The 17,254-nt window shown below is 71.2% G+C and carries 17 protein-coding genes; 13 read left to right on the forward strand and 4 right to left on the reverse strand.

The genetic code is table 11. The features are described from left to right. Positions 1–25: 25 nt before the first annotated feature. The 9 genes from atpA to ABD948_RS19950 all read left to right on the forward strand — a co-directional run bounded on the left by atpA (position 26) and on the right by ABD948_RS19950 (position 9,162). Positions 26–1,669, forward strand: coding sequence for a F0F1 ATP synthase subunit alpha (gene atpA / locus ABD948_RS19910; RefSeq protein WP_345271455.1), 1,644 nt, complete (start codon positions 26–28; stop codon positions 1,667–1,669). 3 nt (positions 1,670–1,672) lie between these two features. After that, entirely contained in the window at positions 1,673–2,587 is a 915-nt protein-coding gene (locus ABD948_RS19915; protein ID WP_345271460.1) for a F0F1 ATP synthase subunit gamma, read from the forward strand. A 7-nt stretch (positions 2,588–2,594) separates the two neighbouring features. Further along, entirely contained in the window at positions 2,595–4,049 is a 1,455-nt protein-coding gene (gene atpD / locus ABD948_RS19920) for a F0F1 ATP synthase subunit beta (protein ID WP_345271467.1), read from the forward strand. Beyond that, positions 4,049–4,438 (forward strand): F0F1 ATP synthase subunit epsilon, encoded by a 390-nt coding sequence (locus ABD948_RS19925; protein WP_345271471.1) that lies wholly within the window; start codon positions 4,049–4,051, stop codon positions 4,436–4,438. Before atpD ends, ABD948_RS19925 begins: the two co-directional genes overlap by 1 nt. A 134-nt stretch (positions 4,439–4,572) precedes the next feature. After that, positions 4,573–5,013, forward strand: coding sequence for a DUF2550 domain-containing protein (locus tag ABD948_RS19930; protein ID WP_345271476.1), 441 nt, complete (start codon positions 4,573–4,575; stop codon positions 5,011–5,013). After that, positions 5,010–6,221 carry an MFS transporter gene (locus tag ABD948_RS19935; protein ID WP_345271481.1) on the forward strand — a complete coding sequence of 404 codons (1,212 nt, stop codon included), beginning with the start codon at positions 5,010–5,012 and terminating at the stop codon, positions 6,219–6,221. Before ABD948_RS19930 ends, ABD948_RS19935 begins: the two co-directional genes overlap by 4 nt. 49 nt (positions 6,222–6,270) lie before the next feature. Beyond that, positions 6,271–6,825 (forward strand): SigE family RNA polymerase sigma factor, encoded by a 555-nt coding sequence (locus tag ABD948_RS19940; protein WP_345271487.1) that lies wholly within the window; start codon positions 6,271–6,273, stop codon positions 6,823–6,825. Next, positions 6,818–7,489, forward strand: coding sequence for a hypothetical protein (locus tag ABD948_RS19945; RefSeq protein ID WP_345271491.1), 672 nt, complete (start codon positions 6,818–6,820; stop codon positions 7,487–7,489). The genes ABD948_RS19940 and ABD948_RS19945 overlap by 8 nt, the downstream gene beginning before the upstream one ends. A gap of 152 nt (positions 7,490–7,641) precedes the next feature. Continuing rightward, positions 7,642–9,162: an HNH endonuclease signature motif containing protein gene (locus ABD948_RS19950; protein WP_345271496.1), complete on the forward strand. Its 1,521-nt coding sequence runs from the start codon at positions 7,642–7,644 to the stop codon at positions 9,160–9,162. Here the strand turns inward: ABD948_RS19950 and ABD948_RS19955 are convergent. The 3 genes from ABD948_RS19955 to ABD948_RS19965 all read right to left on the reverse strand — a co-directional run bounded on the left by ABD948_RS19955 (position 9,122) and on the right by ABD948_RS19965 (position 11,126). After that, positions 9,122–9,850 carry a PKD domain-containing protein gene (locus tag ABD948_RS19955; RefSeq protein ID WP_345271499.1) on the reverse strand — a complete coding sequence of 243 codons (729 nt, stop codon included), beginning with the start codon at positions 9,848–9,850 and terminating at the stop codon, positions 9,122–9,124. The genes ABD948_RS19950 and ABD948_RS19955 overlap by 41 nt on opposite strands. Beyond that, entirely contained in the window at positions 9,847–10,389 is a 543-nt protein-coding gene (locus ABD948_RS19960) for a hypothetical protein (RefSeq protein ID WP_345271502.1), read from the reverse strand. The genes ABD948_RS19955 and ABD948_RS19960 overlap by 4 nt, the downstream gene beginning before the upstream one ends. A 149-nt stretch (positions 10,390–10,538) precedes the next feature. After that, positions 10,539–11,126: a cob(I)yrinic acid a,c-diamide adenosyltransferase gene (locus tag ABD948_RS19965; RefSeq protein WP_345271511.1), complete on the reverse strand. Its 588-nt coding sequence runs from the start codon at positions 11,124–11,126 to the stop codon at positions 10,539–10,541. A 108-nt stretch (positions 11,127–11,234) separates the two neighbouring features. Here ABD948_RS19965 and ABD948_RS19970 point away from each other — a divergent pair, with 108 nt between their 5' ends. After that, the gene (locus ABD948_RS19970; RefSeq protein ID WP_345271515.1) at positions 11,235–12,914 is read left to right on the forward strand and encodes an alkaline phosphatase D family protein; all 1,680 of its coding nucleotides are present in this window, start codon (positions 11,235–11,237) and stop codon (positions 12,912–12,914) included. Between the two features lie 62 nt (positions 12,915–12,976). Here ABD948_RS19970 and ABD948_RS19975 read toward each other — a convergent pair whose 3' ends face one another. Beyond that, entirely contained in the window at positions 12,977–14,014 is a 1,038-nt protein-coding gene (locus tag ABD948_RS19975) for an aldo/keto reductase (protein ID WP_345271522.1), read from the reverse strand. A gap of 133 nt (positions 14,015–14,147) precedes the next feature. Between ABD948_RS19975 and ABD948_RS19980 the strand changes: the two genes are divergently transcribed. Genes ABD948_RS19980 through ABD948_RS19990 form a run of 3 tightly spaced genes read left to right on the forward strand, consistent with a single transcriptional unit; the run spans position 14,148 to position 17,215 of the window. Then, complete coding sequence (locus ABD948_RS19980) at positions 14,148–14,468, forward strand: STAS domain-containing protein (protein WP_345271529.1); 321 nt, start codon at positions 14,148–14,150, stop codon at positions 14,466–14,468. Positions 14,469–14,527: 59 nt separating this feature from the next. Next, the gene (locus ABD948_RS19985) at positions 14,528–15,142 is read left to right on the forward strand and encodes a hypothetical protein (RefSeq protein ID WP_345271533.1); all 615 of its coding nucleotides are present in this window, start codon (positions 14,528–14,530) and stop codon (positions 15,140–15,142) included. Positions 15,143–15,163: 21 nt separating this feature from the next. Continuing rightward, the gene (locus ABD948_RS19990; RefSeq protein ID WP_345271537.1) at positions 15,164–17,215 is read left to right on the forward strand and encodes a protein meaA; all 2,052 of its coding nucleotides are present in this window, start codon (positions 15,164–15,166) and stop codon (positions 17,213–17,215) included. Positions 17,216–17,254: the final 39 nt, after the last annotated feature.

A 17,254-nucleotide genomic window follows, 5' to 3' on the forward strand; every position in this document is an offset into this window, starting at 1 on the left:
AAGACAGAAGAGAGAAGGCACCACAATGACGGAGCTCTCCATCCGTCCGGACGACATCCGCGACGCGCTGCAGAAGTACGTCGCGGAGTACAAGCCGGACGCGGCCAGCAAGGAAGAGGTCGGCCACGTCGCCGAGGCCGGTGACGGGATCGCCCGCATCAGCGGCCTGCCCTCCTGCATGGCCAACGAGCTGCTCGAGTTCGAGGACGGCACGCGCGGCCTGGCCCTCAACCTCGACACCCGCGAGATCGGTGCCGTCGTCCTCGGTGACTTCAACGGGATCGAGGAGGGCCAGCCGGTCAAGCGCACCGGCGAGGTGCTCTCGGTGCCCGTCGGCGACGCCTACCTCGGCCGCGTCGTCGACCCGCTCGGCAACCCGATCGACGGTCTCGGCGACATCGAGACCACCGAGCGTCGCAACCTGGAGACCCAGGCGCCGTCGGTGATGCAGCGCAAGTCGGTGCACGAGCCGCTGGCCACCGGCATCAAGGCGATCGACTCGATGACCCCGATCGGTCGCGGCCAGCGCCAGCTGATCATCGGTGACCGCGCCACCGGCAAGACCACGGTGGCGATCGACACGATCATCAACCAGAAGCAGTACTGGGAGACCGGTGACCCCGACAAGCAGGTGCGCTGCATCTACGTCGCCATCGGCCAGAAGGGCTCCACGATCGCCTCGGTGCGCGGCGCCCTCGAGGAGTCCGGCGCGCTGGAGTACACCACGATCGTGGCCTCTCCCGCCTCCGACTCCGCCGGCTTCAAGTACCTCGCCCCCTACACCGGCTCGGCCATCGGCCAGCACTGGATGTACGAGGGCAAGCACGTCCTGATCGTCTTCGACGACCTGACCAAGCAGGCCGAGGCCTACCGCGCGGTGTCGCTGCTGCTGCGCCGCCCGCCGGGTCGTGAGGCCTACCCCGGTGACGTCTTCTACCTGCACAGTCGGCTGCTCGAGCGCTGCGCCAAGCTCTCCGACGACATGGGCAAGGGCTCGATGACGGGACTGCCCATCATCGAGACCAAGGCCAACGACGTCTCGGCGTTCATCCCGACCAACGTCATCTCGATCACCGACGGGCAGATCTTCCTGCAGTCGGACCTGTTCGCCTCCAACCAGCGCCCGGCCATCGACGTGGGTGTCTCGGTCTCGCGGGTGGGCGGCGCGGCGATGACCAAGGCGATGAAGGCGGTCACCGGCTCGCTCAAGGTCGACCTGGCGCAGTTCCGCGCCATGGAGGCGTTCGCGATGTTCGCCTCCGACCTCGACGCCGCCTCGCGCCAGCAGCTGGCCCGTGGGCAGCGCCTGATGGCGCTGCTGCGCCAGCCGGCCTACTCGCCCTACCCGGTCGAGGAGATGACCGTCTCGCTGTGGCTCGGCACGACCGGCCGCCTCGACAACGTCCCCACCGATGACGTCCTGCGCTTCGAGGCCGAGTTCCTCGACTTCCTGCGCCGCTCGCACGAGGGCATCCTGTCGGCGATCCGTGAGTCCTTGAAGTTCGAGGACGACACCGACAACGCCGTCGCCGATGCCTACACGTCGTTCCTCGACCAGTTCGAGACCTCCGAGGGGGGCTCGATCAAGCCCGGGCACGAGGCTGACGCCGAGGCCCTCGAGGACGACGAGCTCGAGCAGGAGCAGATCGTCAAGCAGAAGCGGGGCTGACCCATGGCCCTCTCGCTGCGTGAGTACCGCGCGCGGATCAGGTCGACGGAGTCGATGAAGAAGATCACGCGCGCCATGGAGCTCATCGCTGCGTCCCGCATCATCAAGGCGCAGCAGCGGGCGCAGGCGGCCGCGCCGTACGCCCGGGAGCTGACGCGGGCGGTCTCGGCGGTGGCGACGTTCTCCAACGTGGACCACCCGCTGACCCGCGAGGAGGAGAATCCCCAGCGCGCCGCCGTGCTGATCGTGACGAGCGACCGCGGTCTCGCGGGCGCCTACTCCTCCAGCGTGCTCAAGGAGGCCGAGCGCCTCGCCGAGCGCCTGCGCGAGGAGGGCAAGGAGATCGACTACTACATCACCGGACGCAAGGGCGAGGCGTACTTCAAGTTCCGCAACCGCCCCATCGTCCGGGCGTGGACCGGTGCCTCCGACCAGCCGTCCTACGACGTGGCGGCCGAGGTGGGTGCGGCGTTGATCGAGACGTTCCTCAAGGAGCAGGATGAGGAGGGCGACGTCGACGAGGTCCACGTCGTGTACACCCGGTTCCGCTCGATGCTGCTGCAGGAGCCGACCGCGGTGCGCTTGCTGCCCCTCGAGGTCGTCGAGGGCGAGGAGGCCCCGGAGAAGTCCGAGGTCCTGCCGCTCTACGAGTTCGAGCCCTCGGCGGAGGCGGTCCTCGACGGGCTGCTGCCGCAGTACGTCCAGAGCCGGATCTTCTTCGCACTGCTGCAGGCTGCGGCCTCCGAGCTGGCCGCGCGCCAGAAGGCGATGAAGTCGGCCACCGACAACGCCGACGAGCTCATCAAGAAGTACACCCGCATCGCCAACCAGGCCCGCCAGGCCGGCATCACCCAAGAAATCAGCGAGATCGTCGGCGGCGTCAACGCGCTGGCCGACGCCTCAGCCGGGAGTGAGTGAGAGAGACATGACTGCCACTGTTGAAGAGACCAAGGACACGACGTCCGGCAGCACGGGCCGCGTGGCCCGGGTGACCGGCCCGGTCGTCGACGTCGAGTTCCCCACCGACGCGATGCCAGAGATGTACAACAAGCTCGAGGTCGACCTGGAGCTCGACGGCGAGACGAAGACCCTGGTCCTCGAGGTCGCCCTGCACATCGGTGACGGCATGGTTCGTGCCATCTCGATGCAGTCGACCGACGGCTTGGTGCGCGGCTCCACCGTGACCGACACCGGTGGCCCGATCTCGGTGCCCGTGGGTGACATCACCAAGGGCCACGTGTTCAACGCCGTGGGTGACGTCCTCAACCTCGAGGAGGGCGAGGTCTACGAGGTCAACGAGCGGTGGGGCATCCACCGCAAGGCCCCGGCCTTCGACCAGCTGGAGTCGAAGACGACGATGTTCGAGACCGGCATCAAGGTCATCGACCTGCTCACGCCCTACGTCAACGGCGGCAAAATCGGTCTGTTCGGTGGTGCCGGCGTCGGCAAGACGGTGCTGATCCAGGAGATGATCGCCCGCGTCGCCAAGGACCACGGCGGTGTGTCGGTGTTCGCCGGCGTGGGTGAGCGCACCCGTGAGGGCAACGACCTCATCGAGGAGATGACCGAGGCCGGCGTCATCGGCCAGACGGCCCTCGTGTTCGGCCAGATGGACGAGCCGCCGGGCACCCGGCTCCGCGTGGCCCTCTCGGCGCTGACGATGGCGGAGTACTTCCGCGACGTGCAGAACCAGGACGTGCTGCTCTTCATCGACAACATCTTCCGGTTCACCCAGGCTGGTTCCGAGGTCTCGACCCTGCTGGGCCGGATGCCCTCCGCGGTGGGCTACCAGCCCAACCTGGCCGACGAGATGGGTCAGCTCCAGGAGCGCATCACCTCGACCCGAGGCAACTCGATCACCTCGATGCAGGCGATCTACGTGCCCGCGGACGACTACACCGACCCCGCGCCGGCGACCACGTTCGCGCACCTCGACGCCACCACCGAGCTCTCGCGCGAGATCGCCTCGCTCGGCATCTACCCGGCTGTGGACCCGCTGACCTCCACGTCGCGGATCCTCGACGCCCAGTACATCGGGCAGGCGCACTACGACTGCGCCATCCGGATCAAGCAGATCCTGCAGCGCAACAAGGAGCTGCAGGACATCATCGCGATCCTCGGTGTCGACGAGCTCTCCGAGGAGGACAAGGTCATCGTCTCCCGGGCCCGCCGCATCCAGCGGTTCCTCTCGCAGAACACCTACGTGGCCAAGCAGTTCACCGGCATCGAGGGCTCGACCGTCTCGGTGGGCGACACCATCGAGGCGTTCAACAAGATCGCCGACGGCGAGTACGACCACGTGGCCGAGCAGGCCTTCTTCATGTGCGGCGGTCTCGACGACGTCGAGCAGAAGTGGTCCGAGATCCAGAAGAGCCTCTGATGGCCGACGCGCTCCAGGTCGAGCTGGTGGCCGCCGACCGGACCGTGTGGTCCGGCTCGGCGACCATGGTCATCGCGCGCACCGTCGAGGGTGACCTCGGCGTGCTCAAGGGCCACGCGCCGCTGCTCTCGCTGCTCACCGACGCGGTCGTGGAGATCACCGGCGAGGAGGGCGACGTCATCGTCGCCGCCGTCGACGGTGGCTTCCTCTCCGTGGCTGCCGACCGCGTCTCCATCCTCAGCGAGCGTGCGCTGCTGGCCGAGGAGATCAAGATCGACGAGGCGCGTGCCGAGCTGGAGGAGGCCCGTGGCCTCCCGACCGGCGACGAGGCCGAGCTGCGCATCCGCCGCGCGGAGGCCCGCATCCGGGCCGCCGAGCGGGCTGCCTGACCGGCACGCACGCACCACCACGCAGGGCCCGGGGAGACCTCCCCGGGCCCTGCGTCGTCCCCGGCCGCCCACCGGGACCTCGCTCGCCCGCTACCGATAGGCTGCGCGCGGACCAGTGAGGGAGGTAGACGAGGATGCCGCTGTGGCAGTGGATCGTCGACATCGCCGGCGGCCTCCTGCTCCTGCTCGTCCTCTACGGCCTCGCGCTGGTCGTCCGTCGCCGTCTGCTGGGTCGCCACGGCGGGACCTTCGAGCTCAGCCACCGCGTGCGCACCGACCGGCCAGGCCGGGGCTGGGTGCTCGGCGTCGGCCGCTACTCCGGCGAGATCCTCGAGTGGTACCGGGTCTTCTCCCTCTCCCCACGACCCAAGCGCGTCTGGCAGCGCGAGCAGCTGAGCTATGACGGCCGTCGTGAGCCCATGGGCGCGGAGCAGACCTCGCTCTACCCCGACCACCTGGTGATCTGCTGCCGCAGCGACGACGGGGAGGTCGAGCTGGCGATGAGCGGTGGCTCGTTGACCGGCTTCCAGTCCTGGCTGGAGGCCCGCCCTCCCGGCACCGACTGGTCTCGGTGACGGCTCGACACGGCGCTCGCGAGGCCGTGGCCGTGGTCTTCGCGCTCAACGGGCTGCTCGTCGCCAGCTTCATCTCGCGGGTGCCCGACGTGCGCTCGAGCCTCGGGCTCGACAACGGCGCGCTCGGGCTCCTGCTGCTGGCCATGGCGGTGGGCTCGCTGGCCGCCCTGCCGCTCAGCGGGCGGCTGGTCTCGCGGTTCGGCGGCACCGCGGTGGTGCGTGCGGGTGCCGTCGTCGCCGCGGTGGGCGCGACCGCCGCCGGTGTGGGTGTCCAGGTGTGGGGCTCGGTGGTCGCCGTCGCGGTGGCGCTGCTGCTGCTCGGCGCCGGCATCGGTGCCTGGGACGTGGCCATGAACCTCGAGGCCGCCGAGGTGGAGCGTCGGCTGCGCCGCTCGATCATGGCGCGCTTCCATGCCGCCTTCAGCCTCGGCACCGTGGGTGGGGCCGGCCTCGCCGTGCTGGTCACCGCCGGTGACGTCGGCCCGGCGCTGCACCTCGCCGTCGTCTCGCCGCTGGTGCTGGCGGTGACCTGGTGGTCGGCGGCGCGGTTCCTCCCGGCGCGCGCGTCGGCCGGGTCGGCGTCATTCAACGAGAGCGGGAGCGGGAGTGCCGGGTCGGCCTGGCTCGAGCCGCGCACGCTCGCGATCGGCGTGATGGTGCTGGCCTTCGCCGTCACCGAGGGATCCGCCAACGACTGGCTCACGGTGGCGCTCATCGACGGGCACGACGTCGAGCACTGGGTGGGCGTGGCCGGGTACGCCCTGTTCGTGACGGCCATGACGGTGGGGCGGCTGGTCGGACCGTGGGCGCTGGACCGGTGGGGGCGCCCGCGGACCCTGTGGGCGACGACCGCCCTGGCGCTGGTCGGTCTGCTGCTGGTGGTGCTGGGCCAGGGGGTGGTGCTGGTGGGCGTGGGAGTCCTGCTGTGGGGCCTGGGCGCCTCCCTGGGGTTCCCGGTCGGCATGAGCGCCGCCTCCGACGACCCTGCGCGGGCAGAGGCCCGGGTCTCGGTCGTCGCCACGATCGGCTATGCGGCCTTCCTGGCCGGTCCGCCGCTGCTGGGGTGGCTGGGCGACGCCGTCGGCACCCTGCGCGCGCTGCTCGCCGTCGCCGTCCTGCTGGTGCCGGCGGCGGTGGCGGTGCTGGCCGCGCGCCCGCCGCGGGCGATCTCGGAGCAGGACGGCCCGCAGGTCACCGCCCGGGGCTGACAACCTTCTGCCGGGGCCACCCCCTTTCCACGGGTGAGGAGGTGCCGCGGTGGCGACGGACGGAGTGCTGGTGCAGCAGGACAGGACGGACGGGGCGGGCGACCGTGCCGACGACGGGTTCGACGCGTTCGTCGTGGCCCGCGGCGACGCGCTGTGGCGCACCGCGTGGTGGCTGACGGGCGACGCCCACCTGGCCGAGGACCTGGTGCAGACGGCGCTGGCCAAGAGCTACCGCGCCTGGCGGCGGGTGGGCCCCGGCGGCTTCGAGGCCTACGTCCGACGGGTCATGGTGACGACGCAGTCCTCGTGGTGGCGTCGTCGCTGGCGGGGGGAGCGACCGACGGAACGGCTCCCGGAGGCGGCAACCTCCGGCGCCGACCTCGACCTGCAGCGCGACCTGGTGACGGCGCTCCGGTCGCTGCCGGCCGGCCAGCGGGCCGTGCTGGTGCTGCGCTATCTGGAGGACCTCACCGAGCAGCAGACCGCGGAGACCCTCGGCGTCACCGTCGGCACGGTCAAGAGCCAGGCCTCCCGGGCGCTGCGCACCCTGCGTGCCTCCGGCCTGCTGCACCACCCGAGCGACCTGGAGGACGACGATGAGTGACGACACCCCCGACCCGCTGCGCGACGCCCTGGCCGGCGGCGCGCCCGCTCCCGACGTGGCCGCAGTCGACCGACTGGCCGCCGTGCACCGACGTCGTCGCGCGGCGCGGACCCGGCTGGTGGCGGCCGGCGGGCTCGCGGTCGCGGCCGTGGTGGTCGGCGCCGTCGTCGGCTGGGGTCTGATGGGGGAGCAGGGTGAGGAGACGGTGCCCGCGACCGGTGTGGACCGCTCGTCGGAGGCGGCGCCGGACCTGACCTGCCCGCCCGACGGCGTGCTGCCCGGTGCGCCCGACCCCCGGGACCCCGAGACGGGTCAGGAGACCGAGCTGCCAGCCGACCCGGTGTCCGCCCGGCTGTGCCCCGGTCCCCTCCAGCTGGTTCCGCAGCCCCCGGGGGAGGGCAGCGGTGAGGAGGCGGCCGTCGAGGCGGGCACGGCGGCCGAGTTGGTCGCGGCCGTCAACGCCACTGACCCCCAGGACCCTGCGGTGACCATGTGCACGAGGGACGCCGGCCCGGACCACCTGCTGCTGCTCGGGTACTCCGACGGCACCGTGGTGCCCGCCGGTGTGGAGAGCTTCGGCTGCCGCTGGGTCTGGGTCGGCGGCACACCGCGCCCCGCCGCCGACGCGGTGCTCGACCTGATGGATGTGCACGGCATCTCGTGAGGACCCGCGTACCGAGACCCCCGCACTCGACCGCCGACCCCGACCACCGCACTTTGGTTGAAGAAAACTGTTACTAGTTTGTTGCTCTCAGCCCGGTAGATAACCCCTGATCACGGGTCTTCCATGTCGGTGGTGAGTGCTTGGGTAGACCCATGACCACCACGGCTCCCGACCTCGCCGAGGTCTTCGCGCGCGAGGAGCGCGAGCGTGGTGAGCGTGAGGAAGCGTTGCGGATGGTGCGCTCGGCGAGGAGCAACCGGATGCGTTCGGAGGTGGACGAGCTTCGGATGATCGTGGAGTGGGCCAAGGTCAACCGGTTGGACGCCGACCACCTCGATGGCGAGCCCGACCCCGACGCCGTGATGAGCGACGAGGAGGTCGCCGAGCTCGAGGCAGCGCTGGGCGACCAGGGGTTCTGCGACCGCTGGCTCTCGGTTGCCGGGCCGGGCGCACCGGTCGTCAGTGAGTTCGCGGTGATGGAGCTCGCGAGCACGCTGAGCATGGGCACGGATGCTGGGTTGACGCTGGTGGGGCGGGTGCTGGAGCTGAAGTACCGACTCCCGCGGCTCTACCGGCGGGTCGAGGAGCTACAGCTCCCGGTCTGGAAGGCCTTCGAGCTCGCCGACCTCACCCAGCCGTTGAGCGCGGAGGCCGCCGACCACGTGGACCGGCAGGTCGAGGCCGTCGCCGGCAAGATCGGCAAGCGCCAGATGGAGCGGTTGGTCGCCGAGACCCAGGCGCGGTTCGACCCCGCCGCCGCAGCGGAGGCTGAGAAGGACAAGCGGGAGCGGCGGTTCTTCGACATCGGCGAGTCCCGCCGCACCCCCGACACAGCCGGCACCCTGGAGTCGCTGGCAGGCACCGCGCCGGTCTCCGGCTGCCTGGACGCCGCCGACGCTGCCGACCTCGAGGCAGCGATCCGGCACACCGCCCGCGCGCTGGGCAAGGCCGGGTGCGAGGACTCGTTGGACGTCCGCCGTGCCGCCGCCGTCGGCGAGCTCGCCCGCAACCAGCTCTCCCTGGACCTCGAGACCGGCGAGATCCAGGACTCGAAGTCTGTGAGCCACGGCCGAGGCGTCGACCTGGTCGTGCACCTCTCCGACGAGTCCACCGCCGCCGGGTTCATGGTCGGCCGCCTGGAGAGCACCCAGACCCCGGTGAGCGCGGAGGTGATCCGCGAGTGGTGTGGCACCGCCGGCAGGATCACCGTCCGGCCCGTGATCGACCTCAACGGTGCGGTGCACGTGGAGCAGTACGAGGTCCCCGACCGGATCAAGCAGCGCACCCGGTGGACCGACCCGCGCTGCGTGTACCCGCACTGCAAACGGCCGGCCGATCGCTGCGACTGCGACCACATCCAGCCGTTCGAGCAGGGCGGCGCGACCTGCACTTGCAACCTCGCCCCGCTCTGCCGGCGCCATCAACGGTTCAAGACCCACGGCGCCGTCACCTACCGACGCATCGGGCCGGGGGCGTACGAGTGGGAGTTCCAGACCGGGATGACCATCGTCCGCGACCACCTGGCACCCACGAACCCCAGTGGCCCAAGCCACCACCGCCCGAGGACTGGGAAGCCGAACCACCTGACGACCTCGTCTTCGTCTGACCCTCCGTCACCGGTGATCGAGACAGTCACCGGGTGGGGTCGGCGAGCCTCGTGGTGGCGGTGGTGACCTCCAGCGCGGCCGGGGGACTGGCGATGGTCACGCTGCCCGGCACCGGCTGGGCGGGGCCGCCGTCGACGCGGTAGGTGGCGGTGTAGGTGGTGGCCACGGTCGGGCGGACCTGCTGCGCGCGCTCGTAGGTGTGGGTGACCTCCAGGCGGGGGTAGGGCGCGCCGGGGGTGTCGGTGGTGACCGTGCTCCCGTCCCCGAAGCTCCAGGTCCAGCGGAACGGGGTGATCGCCAGGTCGATGCGCCGCCCGAGCAGCGTCACCGTCCGCGACAGCGGCTCGGCGGGGGTGTGGAAGTTGGTGGCCAGGTTGACCAGCGTGACCCCGTCGACCGGCTCGATCACCAGGGGGGTCGCCGGCAGCGGCACCCGCTGGAACGCCTGCGTGATCATGCCGGGCGTGAGCACCGGCGCCACCGGGGTCTCCTCGACCGGCTCGGGATCGCAGCCCGCGGAGTAGTTGGTCCCACCGCAGAACGCGTCCCTGATGTCATCACCCAGGTCGACGATCGGAGTGGACGAGGTATCGCCAGTGTCAGTCTCTGACTGCGTGTCGCCTGTGAACTGGTCGTTCACGCCGACGTTGAAGTCGCCATCGCCCGGTGCGACCACGATTGGATCCTTTGCCATGGCCAGCGCCGGCGTAGCGATCAGAAGAAGCAGCAAAGCGCGCGCGAAGCCGGAACTCACGGGATTCGCAGACCCTCGGCAACTAGGCCAGCCTGAGCGTCTCTTTGGACAGCGATCTCATAAGTGAGCTCACCGGCCTCGACGATTTTCGTCACTGCCCCGCTACTGTCCAGCCAACGCTGCTGAGCGGATCTGATATCGACACGCCAAACTGCTCCGATAGGCGAGTTCTCAATGAAGGTGGCATTTTCAACCACGTATTCCGCTCCCTCAACACGCCCTCCATCTGCATAAGCCGCACGCACATTGTCAGCAATGGTCCTGCAGTTCTGGCATGAGTTTCCCGACTGATCCAACCAACTCTGAGGATCGCCAGTGGCAAATGAAGTAGACATCAGCGCGAAGTAGTTCTCGATGAACTCGCTCTCGCCGGCGCGCGCTGGAACGTTGGAGTCTGCCGTTGTGGGCGCGTCACTGCTCGTTACCGACTCACTCGGCTCCGCGAACCTCGGCTCCGGCTCGTCGGAGCAACCTCCGACGAGGGTGACGACAGCGAGCGTGGCCACGGTGGCCAGGCGGCGGCGAGCAGCAGGCTTCACGATCAGGTCCTTCCCGAGAGGTCTCGGAATCTACCTGCGACGCCGCGTCGGGTGAAGCCTCTCCGGCCGGGCTGTGGACAACCTCGTGACGCATGTGAATCCTCGCGACACGAGGGACAGGTGCGGCGTCGGTGACGGGACCGAGGAGGTCAGGCCGGCGTGTCGCCGCGCTCGCCGCCGGGGAGCCACAGCACGTCGCCGGCCTCGCGGTTGGCGTGGCGGGCGAGGATGAAGACGAGGTCCGAGAGCCGGTTGAGGTAGGTGATCGCGAGCTTGTTCATCGTCTCGGCGTGCACCTCCCACGCGGCCCAGGCGGAGCGCTCGGCGCGGCGAACCACGGTGCGCGCCACGTGCAGGTGGGCGGCGCCGGCGGTGCCGCCGTTGAGGATGAAGGAGCGCAGCGCCGGCAGGTCGGCGTTGTACTGGTCGCACCAGCCCTCGAGCCGGTCCACGTACTCCTGCTCGATGCGCAGCGGCGGGTACTCGGGGTCGGCCACCACCGGGGTGCAGAAGTCGGCGCCGACGTCGAAGAGGTCGTTCTGCACGTGCGTGAGCACCGCGACGACGTCGTCGTCCAGCCCGCCCGTGGCGACGGCGACGCCGAGGTGCGCGTTGGCCTCGTCGACGTCGGCGTAGGCGGCCAGCCGCAGGTCGTTCTTGCTCGTCAGGCTCATGTCGCCCAGTCGGGTCTCGCCGCCGTCGCCGGTGCGCGTGTAGATCCTGGTGAGGTTGACCATGACGCGAGGGTAGCGACCACCCGCCGACCACCGATCGTCACCTGCGCGTCGCCGGGTGCTTGCCGGCGTCTCGCCCGCAGGACGCCGACCGCCCGTCGACTCGGGCTCATGCAGACATCTCGGAGAGCACTTCTGTCCGCTGCCGGGGCCGGGGGCCTGGTCGCAGGCGCCCTCGCCGGCACCCACCCCACGCACGCCGCAGCGCCCGTGCGGCGCGACCTGCGTCGTCACGCGGCGGCCCGCTTGCCGCGCAGCCCCTTCACCCTCGGTGTGGCCTCGGGCGACCCGGCGCCCGACGGCTTCGTCGTCTGGACCCGCCTGGCCACCGACCCGCTGGCCGACGACGGTCTGGGTGGCATGCCCTCGGTGCGGGTGCCCGTGCGCTGGGAGGTGGCACGCGACGAGCGCTTCCGGCGCGTCGTGGCGCGCGGCACCGCCCACGCCGGTCCGGAGTCGGCGCACGCCGTCCACGTGACCCTGAGGCACCTCGAGCCGGGCCGTGAGTACTTCTACCGGTTCGCGGTGCAGCGCTGGGTCTCCCCGACCGGTCGCGCCCTGACGACGCCGCGCCCCGACCAGCGCCCAGCGAGCCTCTCGATGGCCTTCGCCTCCTGCTCCAACTATCCGGCGGGCTACTTCACCGCCTACCGCCACCTGGCGGAGGAGCGGCCGGACCTGGTGCTGCACCTGGGCGACTTCCAGTACGAGCAGGCCGCCGCAGCGAACGCCATCGGCCGGCCGCACGTGGGCCCCGAGACGGTCACGTTGGCGAACTACCGCCAGCGCCTGGCCCAGTACCGCACCGACCCGGACCTGCAGGCGGCCCAGGCGGCCGCGCCCTGGCTGGTGGTGTGGGACGACCACGAGGTCGACAACAACTACGCCGACGACGTGCCGGAGCGGGTGGCCGAGACGCCGGGCTTCCTCGACCGCCGGGCCGCGGCCTACCGCGCCTACTACGAGAACATGCCGCTGCGAGCCACCTCGGTGCCGCGCGGGCCCGACCTGCAGCTCTACCGCCGCGTGCAGTGGGGGAGCCTGGCCACGTTCCACATGCTCGACACCCGGCAGCACCGCTCCGACCAGGCCTGCGGCGACGGCTTCAAGAGCTGCCCCGACGCCGACGACCCCTCCCGCTCGCTGCTGGGCGCCGAGCAGGAGCGCTGGCTCGCGGACGGGTTCGCGCGGTCCCGCGCGCGCTGGGACCTGCTGGGTCAGCAGGTGTTCTTCGGCCGCCGCGACAACGACCCGGGTGCAGCCACCACCGTCTCCATGGACGCCTGGGACGGCTACGCCGCCACGCGGAGGCGCGTCGTGGAGTCCTGGGAGTCGGGCCGCGTGCGCAACCCGGTGGTGCTCACCGGCGACGTGCACGCGCACTGGGCCTCCGAGGTGCTGGCCGACTGGGCGGACGGCGACTCCCGCGTGCTCGGCTCGGAGCTGGTCACCAGCTCGATCACCTCCGGCGGGAACGGCTACGACGAGCCCACGGGCACGCACCCCTGGGCGGCGTGGAACCCCAACCTGCGGTTCTGGACCAACCTGCGCGGCTACGTGCGCACCACGATCACCCCCGCGTCGCTGCGCGCCGACTTCCGGTGCGTCCGCGAGGTGACGACGCCCGGCGCGGAGGTGTTCACGCGCCGCAGCTACGAGCTGCGTGACGGCGAGCGCGGGCTGCGGCAGGTGGCCGACTCGCCGTTGCCGTCCGCGTCGCTCTCGGTGCGCCGCCTGCCCGACGAGGAGCAGATCATCCGCGACACCATCCGCGAGGAGACGGGCTACTGACCCCCGACGCCAGCAGCCGGCCCGGGGCGGGGCCCCGGGCCGGCCGGATCAGTGCTCTCGGCTCACTCGTCGCCGTCGATCGAGGTGAGGTCGCCGTACCGGTCACCCCGGACGGCGTCGCGGGGAACCGCGCGCTCGAGCTGGGCGAGGTCCTCCTCGCCGAGCTGGACCTGCAGCGCGCCGACGTTCTCCTCCAGGTAGCGCACCCGCTTGGTGCCCGGGATCGGTGCGACGCCGAGTCCCTCGGCCGGGCGCCCGGCGTCGGCCTGGGCGAGCACCCATGCCAGCGCGAGCTGGCCCGGGGTGCAGCCGAGCCGCTCGGCCACGGTGCGGACCGCGGCCACCAGCTGCAGGTTGGCCTCGAGCGCCTCGCCCTGGAAGCGCGGGAAGTAGGCGGTACGCCGTGAGTCGCCCTCGGCCAGCTGCTCCTCGCTGGTGATGGCGCCGGTCAGGAGACCGCGCCCGAGCGGCGAGTAGGGGACCAGCCCGATGCCGAGCTCGCGCAGCACCGGCAGGATCTCGTCCTCCAGGTGCCGGGTGAACAGCGAGTACTCCGACTGCAGCGCCGTGATGGGCGCGGTCGCGGCGGCGCGACGGATGGTCGCCGCCGAGGCCTCCGAGAGCCCGAGGTGACGCACCTTGCCGGCCTGCACCAGCTCGGCCATGGCGCCCACGGTCTCCTCGATCGGGACCGTGGGGTCGACCCGGTGCTGGTAGTAGAGGTCGATGTGGTCGACCCCGAGGCGCTGCAGCGAGGCGTCGCAGGCCGAGCGCACGTACTCCGGCTTGCCGTTGATGCCGAGCCTGGTGCCGTCGGGGAGGCGCTCGTTGCCGAACTTGGTGGCCAGCTGCACCTCGTCGCGCCGGTCGGCGATCGCGCGGCCGACGAGCTGCTCGTTGGTGAAGGGGCCGTACATGTCCGCGGTGTCGAGGAACGTGACGCCGAGGTCGAGGGCGCGGTGCAGGGTCTGCACCGCCTCGTCCTCGTCGCGCGTGCCGTAGAACTCCGACATCCCCATGCACCCCAGCCCGAGGGCGGAGACCTCGAGCGCGGAGGAGGTGGTGGAGTCGCTTCCGAGAGTGCGTCGATCAGTGGTCATGCCCACCAGCCTGCCCCTGCTCGCAAGACGCTGCGTGCGACCTCTCCCAGATTCCTGCGGAACCGGCGCAACCTGGGAGGGTTCCGGCGCGTCTAGGTGGGTAGAGGAGAGTCGACGACTCGGGAGGCCCCCCATGCAGATTCTGACCGACGGACGTCACCTGGTGCTCCGAGGTGACTTCGACGCACGCTCGACCGACCGCGTGCGCGCCGTCGTCTACGAGCTGCTCGAGACCGGCGACGACGACCTCGTCGTCGACCTCACCGACGTCGACAGCGTCGACCTCACCGCGCTGCGCGTGCTCGCCGTCGCCACCCGGCAGGCCGCGCGCTCGGGCCGGCCGGGTCGTCGCCTGCAGCTGCGCGGGTGCAACGGGGCCGTGCGGCGGCTGCTGCACCGCAGCCACCTGATCCGGGTCGTGCACCTCGAGCGCGCAGCACCCGTCCCCGCCTGAGCGCCTCCTGACCGCGCCTGGCCCAGCCGGCGCGCGGGGGCACCTGGCACGCTGGAGCGATGACCGACCGCACCGCGCGCATCCGGCTCGCCGTCCTGGTGGCGCTGCCCGGCCTGGCGCTCGCCGGCGCCGGGCTGTTCCACCCGCACAGCCTCAGCTACGAGACGTCGTGGCGCTGGTTCTCGCTGCACGTGCCGGGGCTGCTGGTCTTCCCCCTGGTGGGTGTGGCGCTGATGGTGCTGGTGCGCGGTCGTCGCGACCCGCTGGCCTGGGCCGTGCGCGTGGGCGCCTACGTGTACGCCACCTTCTACACCGCCCTCGACGTGATCAGCGGGATGGCTGCCGGCTGGGTGACCCACGAGCTCGGCCCCGGCGTCGAGCGGCCGGAGGAGGTCAGCCTGCTGTTCCGGCTCGGCACCCCCGTCGGGGAGGTCGGCTCGTGGGCGCTGCTCGCGACCACTGCCCTCCTGGTCGTCGACCTGCTGCGACGACGCCGGCTGCCCGCCGCGGGGGCGGGTCTGGTGCTGGTGGTCGGTGCGTGGCTGGTGCACGTGGACCACATCTTCTCGCCCGTCGGGGTCGTGGGCTGCGCGCTGCTCGGCCTCGGCACGGCCGCCGTCGCGCTGCTGGACGTGTCCGATATCCCACACGGTGAAGCGGTTACCAAGCGGTAGCGCTCGTCCTACCCTCTGCTCATGAGCGAGCAGGACACCCCGGCACCCGTCAGCGAGACCGCCGTGCCCGAGCGGCCGCAGAAGGACCGCCCGTGGGTGATGCGCACCTACGCCGGCCACTCCACGGCCGAGGCCTCGAACGCGCTGTACCGCGGCAACCTCGCCAAGGGCCAGACGGGTCTCTCGGTGGCCTTCGACCTGCCCACCCAGACCGGCTACGACCCCGACTCGGTGATGTCGCGCGGCGAGGTCGGCAAGGTGGGCGTGCCGGTGCCGCACCTGGGCGAGATGCGCAAGCTCTTCGACCAGATCCCGCTCACCGAGATGAACACCTCGATGACGATCAACGCCGTCGCGATGTGGATGCTCGCGATGTACCAGGTGGCCGCCGAGGAGCAGAACCCCGACCTCTCGCCCGAGGAGGTCGCCGCCCGTCTGGCCGGCACCACCCAGAACGACATCATCAAGGAGTACCTCTCGCGGGGCACCTACGTGTTCCCGCCCGAGCACTCGCTGCGGCTGATCGCCGACATGATCGCCTACACCGTCCACCAGATCCCGAAGTGGAACCCGATCAACATCTGCAGCTACCACCTGCAGGAGGCCGGGGCGACGCCGACCCAGGAGCTGGCCTACGCGCTGTGCACCGCGATCGCCGTCCTCGACCAGGTCAAGGCCTCCGGCCAGGTCGCGGAGGAGGACTTCCCGCAGGTCGTCGGTCGGATGTCGTTCTTCGTCAACGCCGGAGTGCGGTTCGTCGAGGAGACCTGCAAGATGCGCGCGTTCGTGCAGCTGTGGGACGAGATCACCCGCGAGCGCTACGGCGTCGAGGACCCGAAGATGCGCCGCTTCCGCTACGGCGTCCAGGTCAACTCGCTCGGCCTGACCGAGGCCCAGCCCGAGAACAACGTGCAGCGCATCGTGCTGGAGATGCTCGGCGTCACGCTGTCGAAGAACGCCCGTGCGCGGGCGCTGCAGCTGCCGGCCTGGAACGAGGCGCTCGGCCTGCCGCGCCCCTGGGACCAGCAGTGGTCGCTGCGCCTGCAGCAGGTGCTCGCCTTCGAGTCCGACCTGCTCGAGTACGAGGACATCTTCGACGGCAGCCACGTGATCGAGGCCAAGGTCGCCGAGCTGGTCGCCAGCGCGAAGGCCGAGATGGACCGCGTGCAGGCGCTGGGCGGCGCCATCGCCGCCGTCGAGTCCGGCTACATGAAGCAGGCCCTGGTGAGCGCCCACGCCGCCCGGCGCGGTCGCATCGAGTCCGGCGAGGAGATCATCGTCGGCGTCAACCGCTACGAGACCACCGAGCCCTCGCCGCTGACCGCCAACCTCGACGACGCGATCATGGTGGCCGACCCGCAGGCCGAGGCCGCCGCCCTCGCGTCCATGGAGGCCTGGAAGGCCCAGCGTGACGACGAGCAGGTGCGCGCCGCGCTCGAGGCGCTCGCGACCGCCGCCAAGACCGACGAGAACCTGATGGGGGCCACGCTGGACGCCGTCCGCGCCGGCGCGACGACGGGGGAGTGGGCCGCCACCCTGCGCGAGGTCTTTGGCGAGTTCCGCGCCCCCACCGGCGTCGGTGGCGCCGTCGGCGTGGCCGAGGCCGGCGCGGAGCTGACCGCCGTGCGCGAGAAGGTGCAGCGCACCGGCGAGGAGCTGGGCGGACGGCTGCGGCTGCTGGTCGGCAAGCCCGGGCTCGACGGTCACTCCAACGGCGCCGAGCAGGTGGCCGTGCGCGCCCGCGACGCCGGCTTCGAGGTCATCTACCAGGGCATCCGCCTGACGCCGGAGCAGATCGTCTCGGCCGCCGTGGCCGAGGACGTGCACTGCGTCGGCCTCTCGATCCTCTCCGGCTCGCACATGGAGCTGGTGCCGGCGGTGCTCGAGGGCCTGCGCGAGGCGGGCCTGGACGACGTGCCGCTGATCGTGGGCGGCATCATCCCCGACTCCGACGGTCGCCGGCTGATCGAGTCGGGCGTCGCGGCGGTCTACACGCCGAAGGACTTCGGGCTCACCGAGATCATGGACGGCATCGTCGAGCAGATCCGCCGCGCGCACGACCTCGACGCTTGAGTAGCCCGGGCTGCCGGGTGCCGGCGTCCGGACGACGAG

Source organism: Nocardioides nanhaiensis, from assembly GCF_039542785.1.
GTDB lineage: Bacteria > Actinomycetota > Actinomycetes > Propionibacteriales > Nocardioidaceae > Nocardioides > Nocardioides nanhaiensis.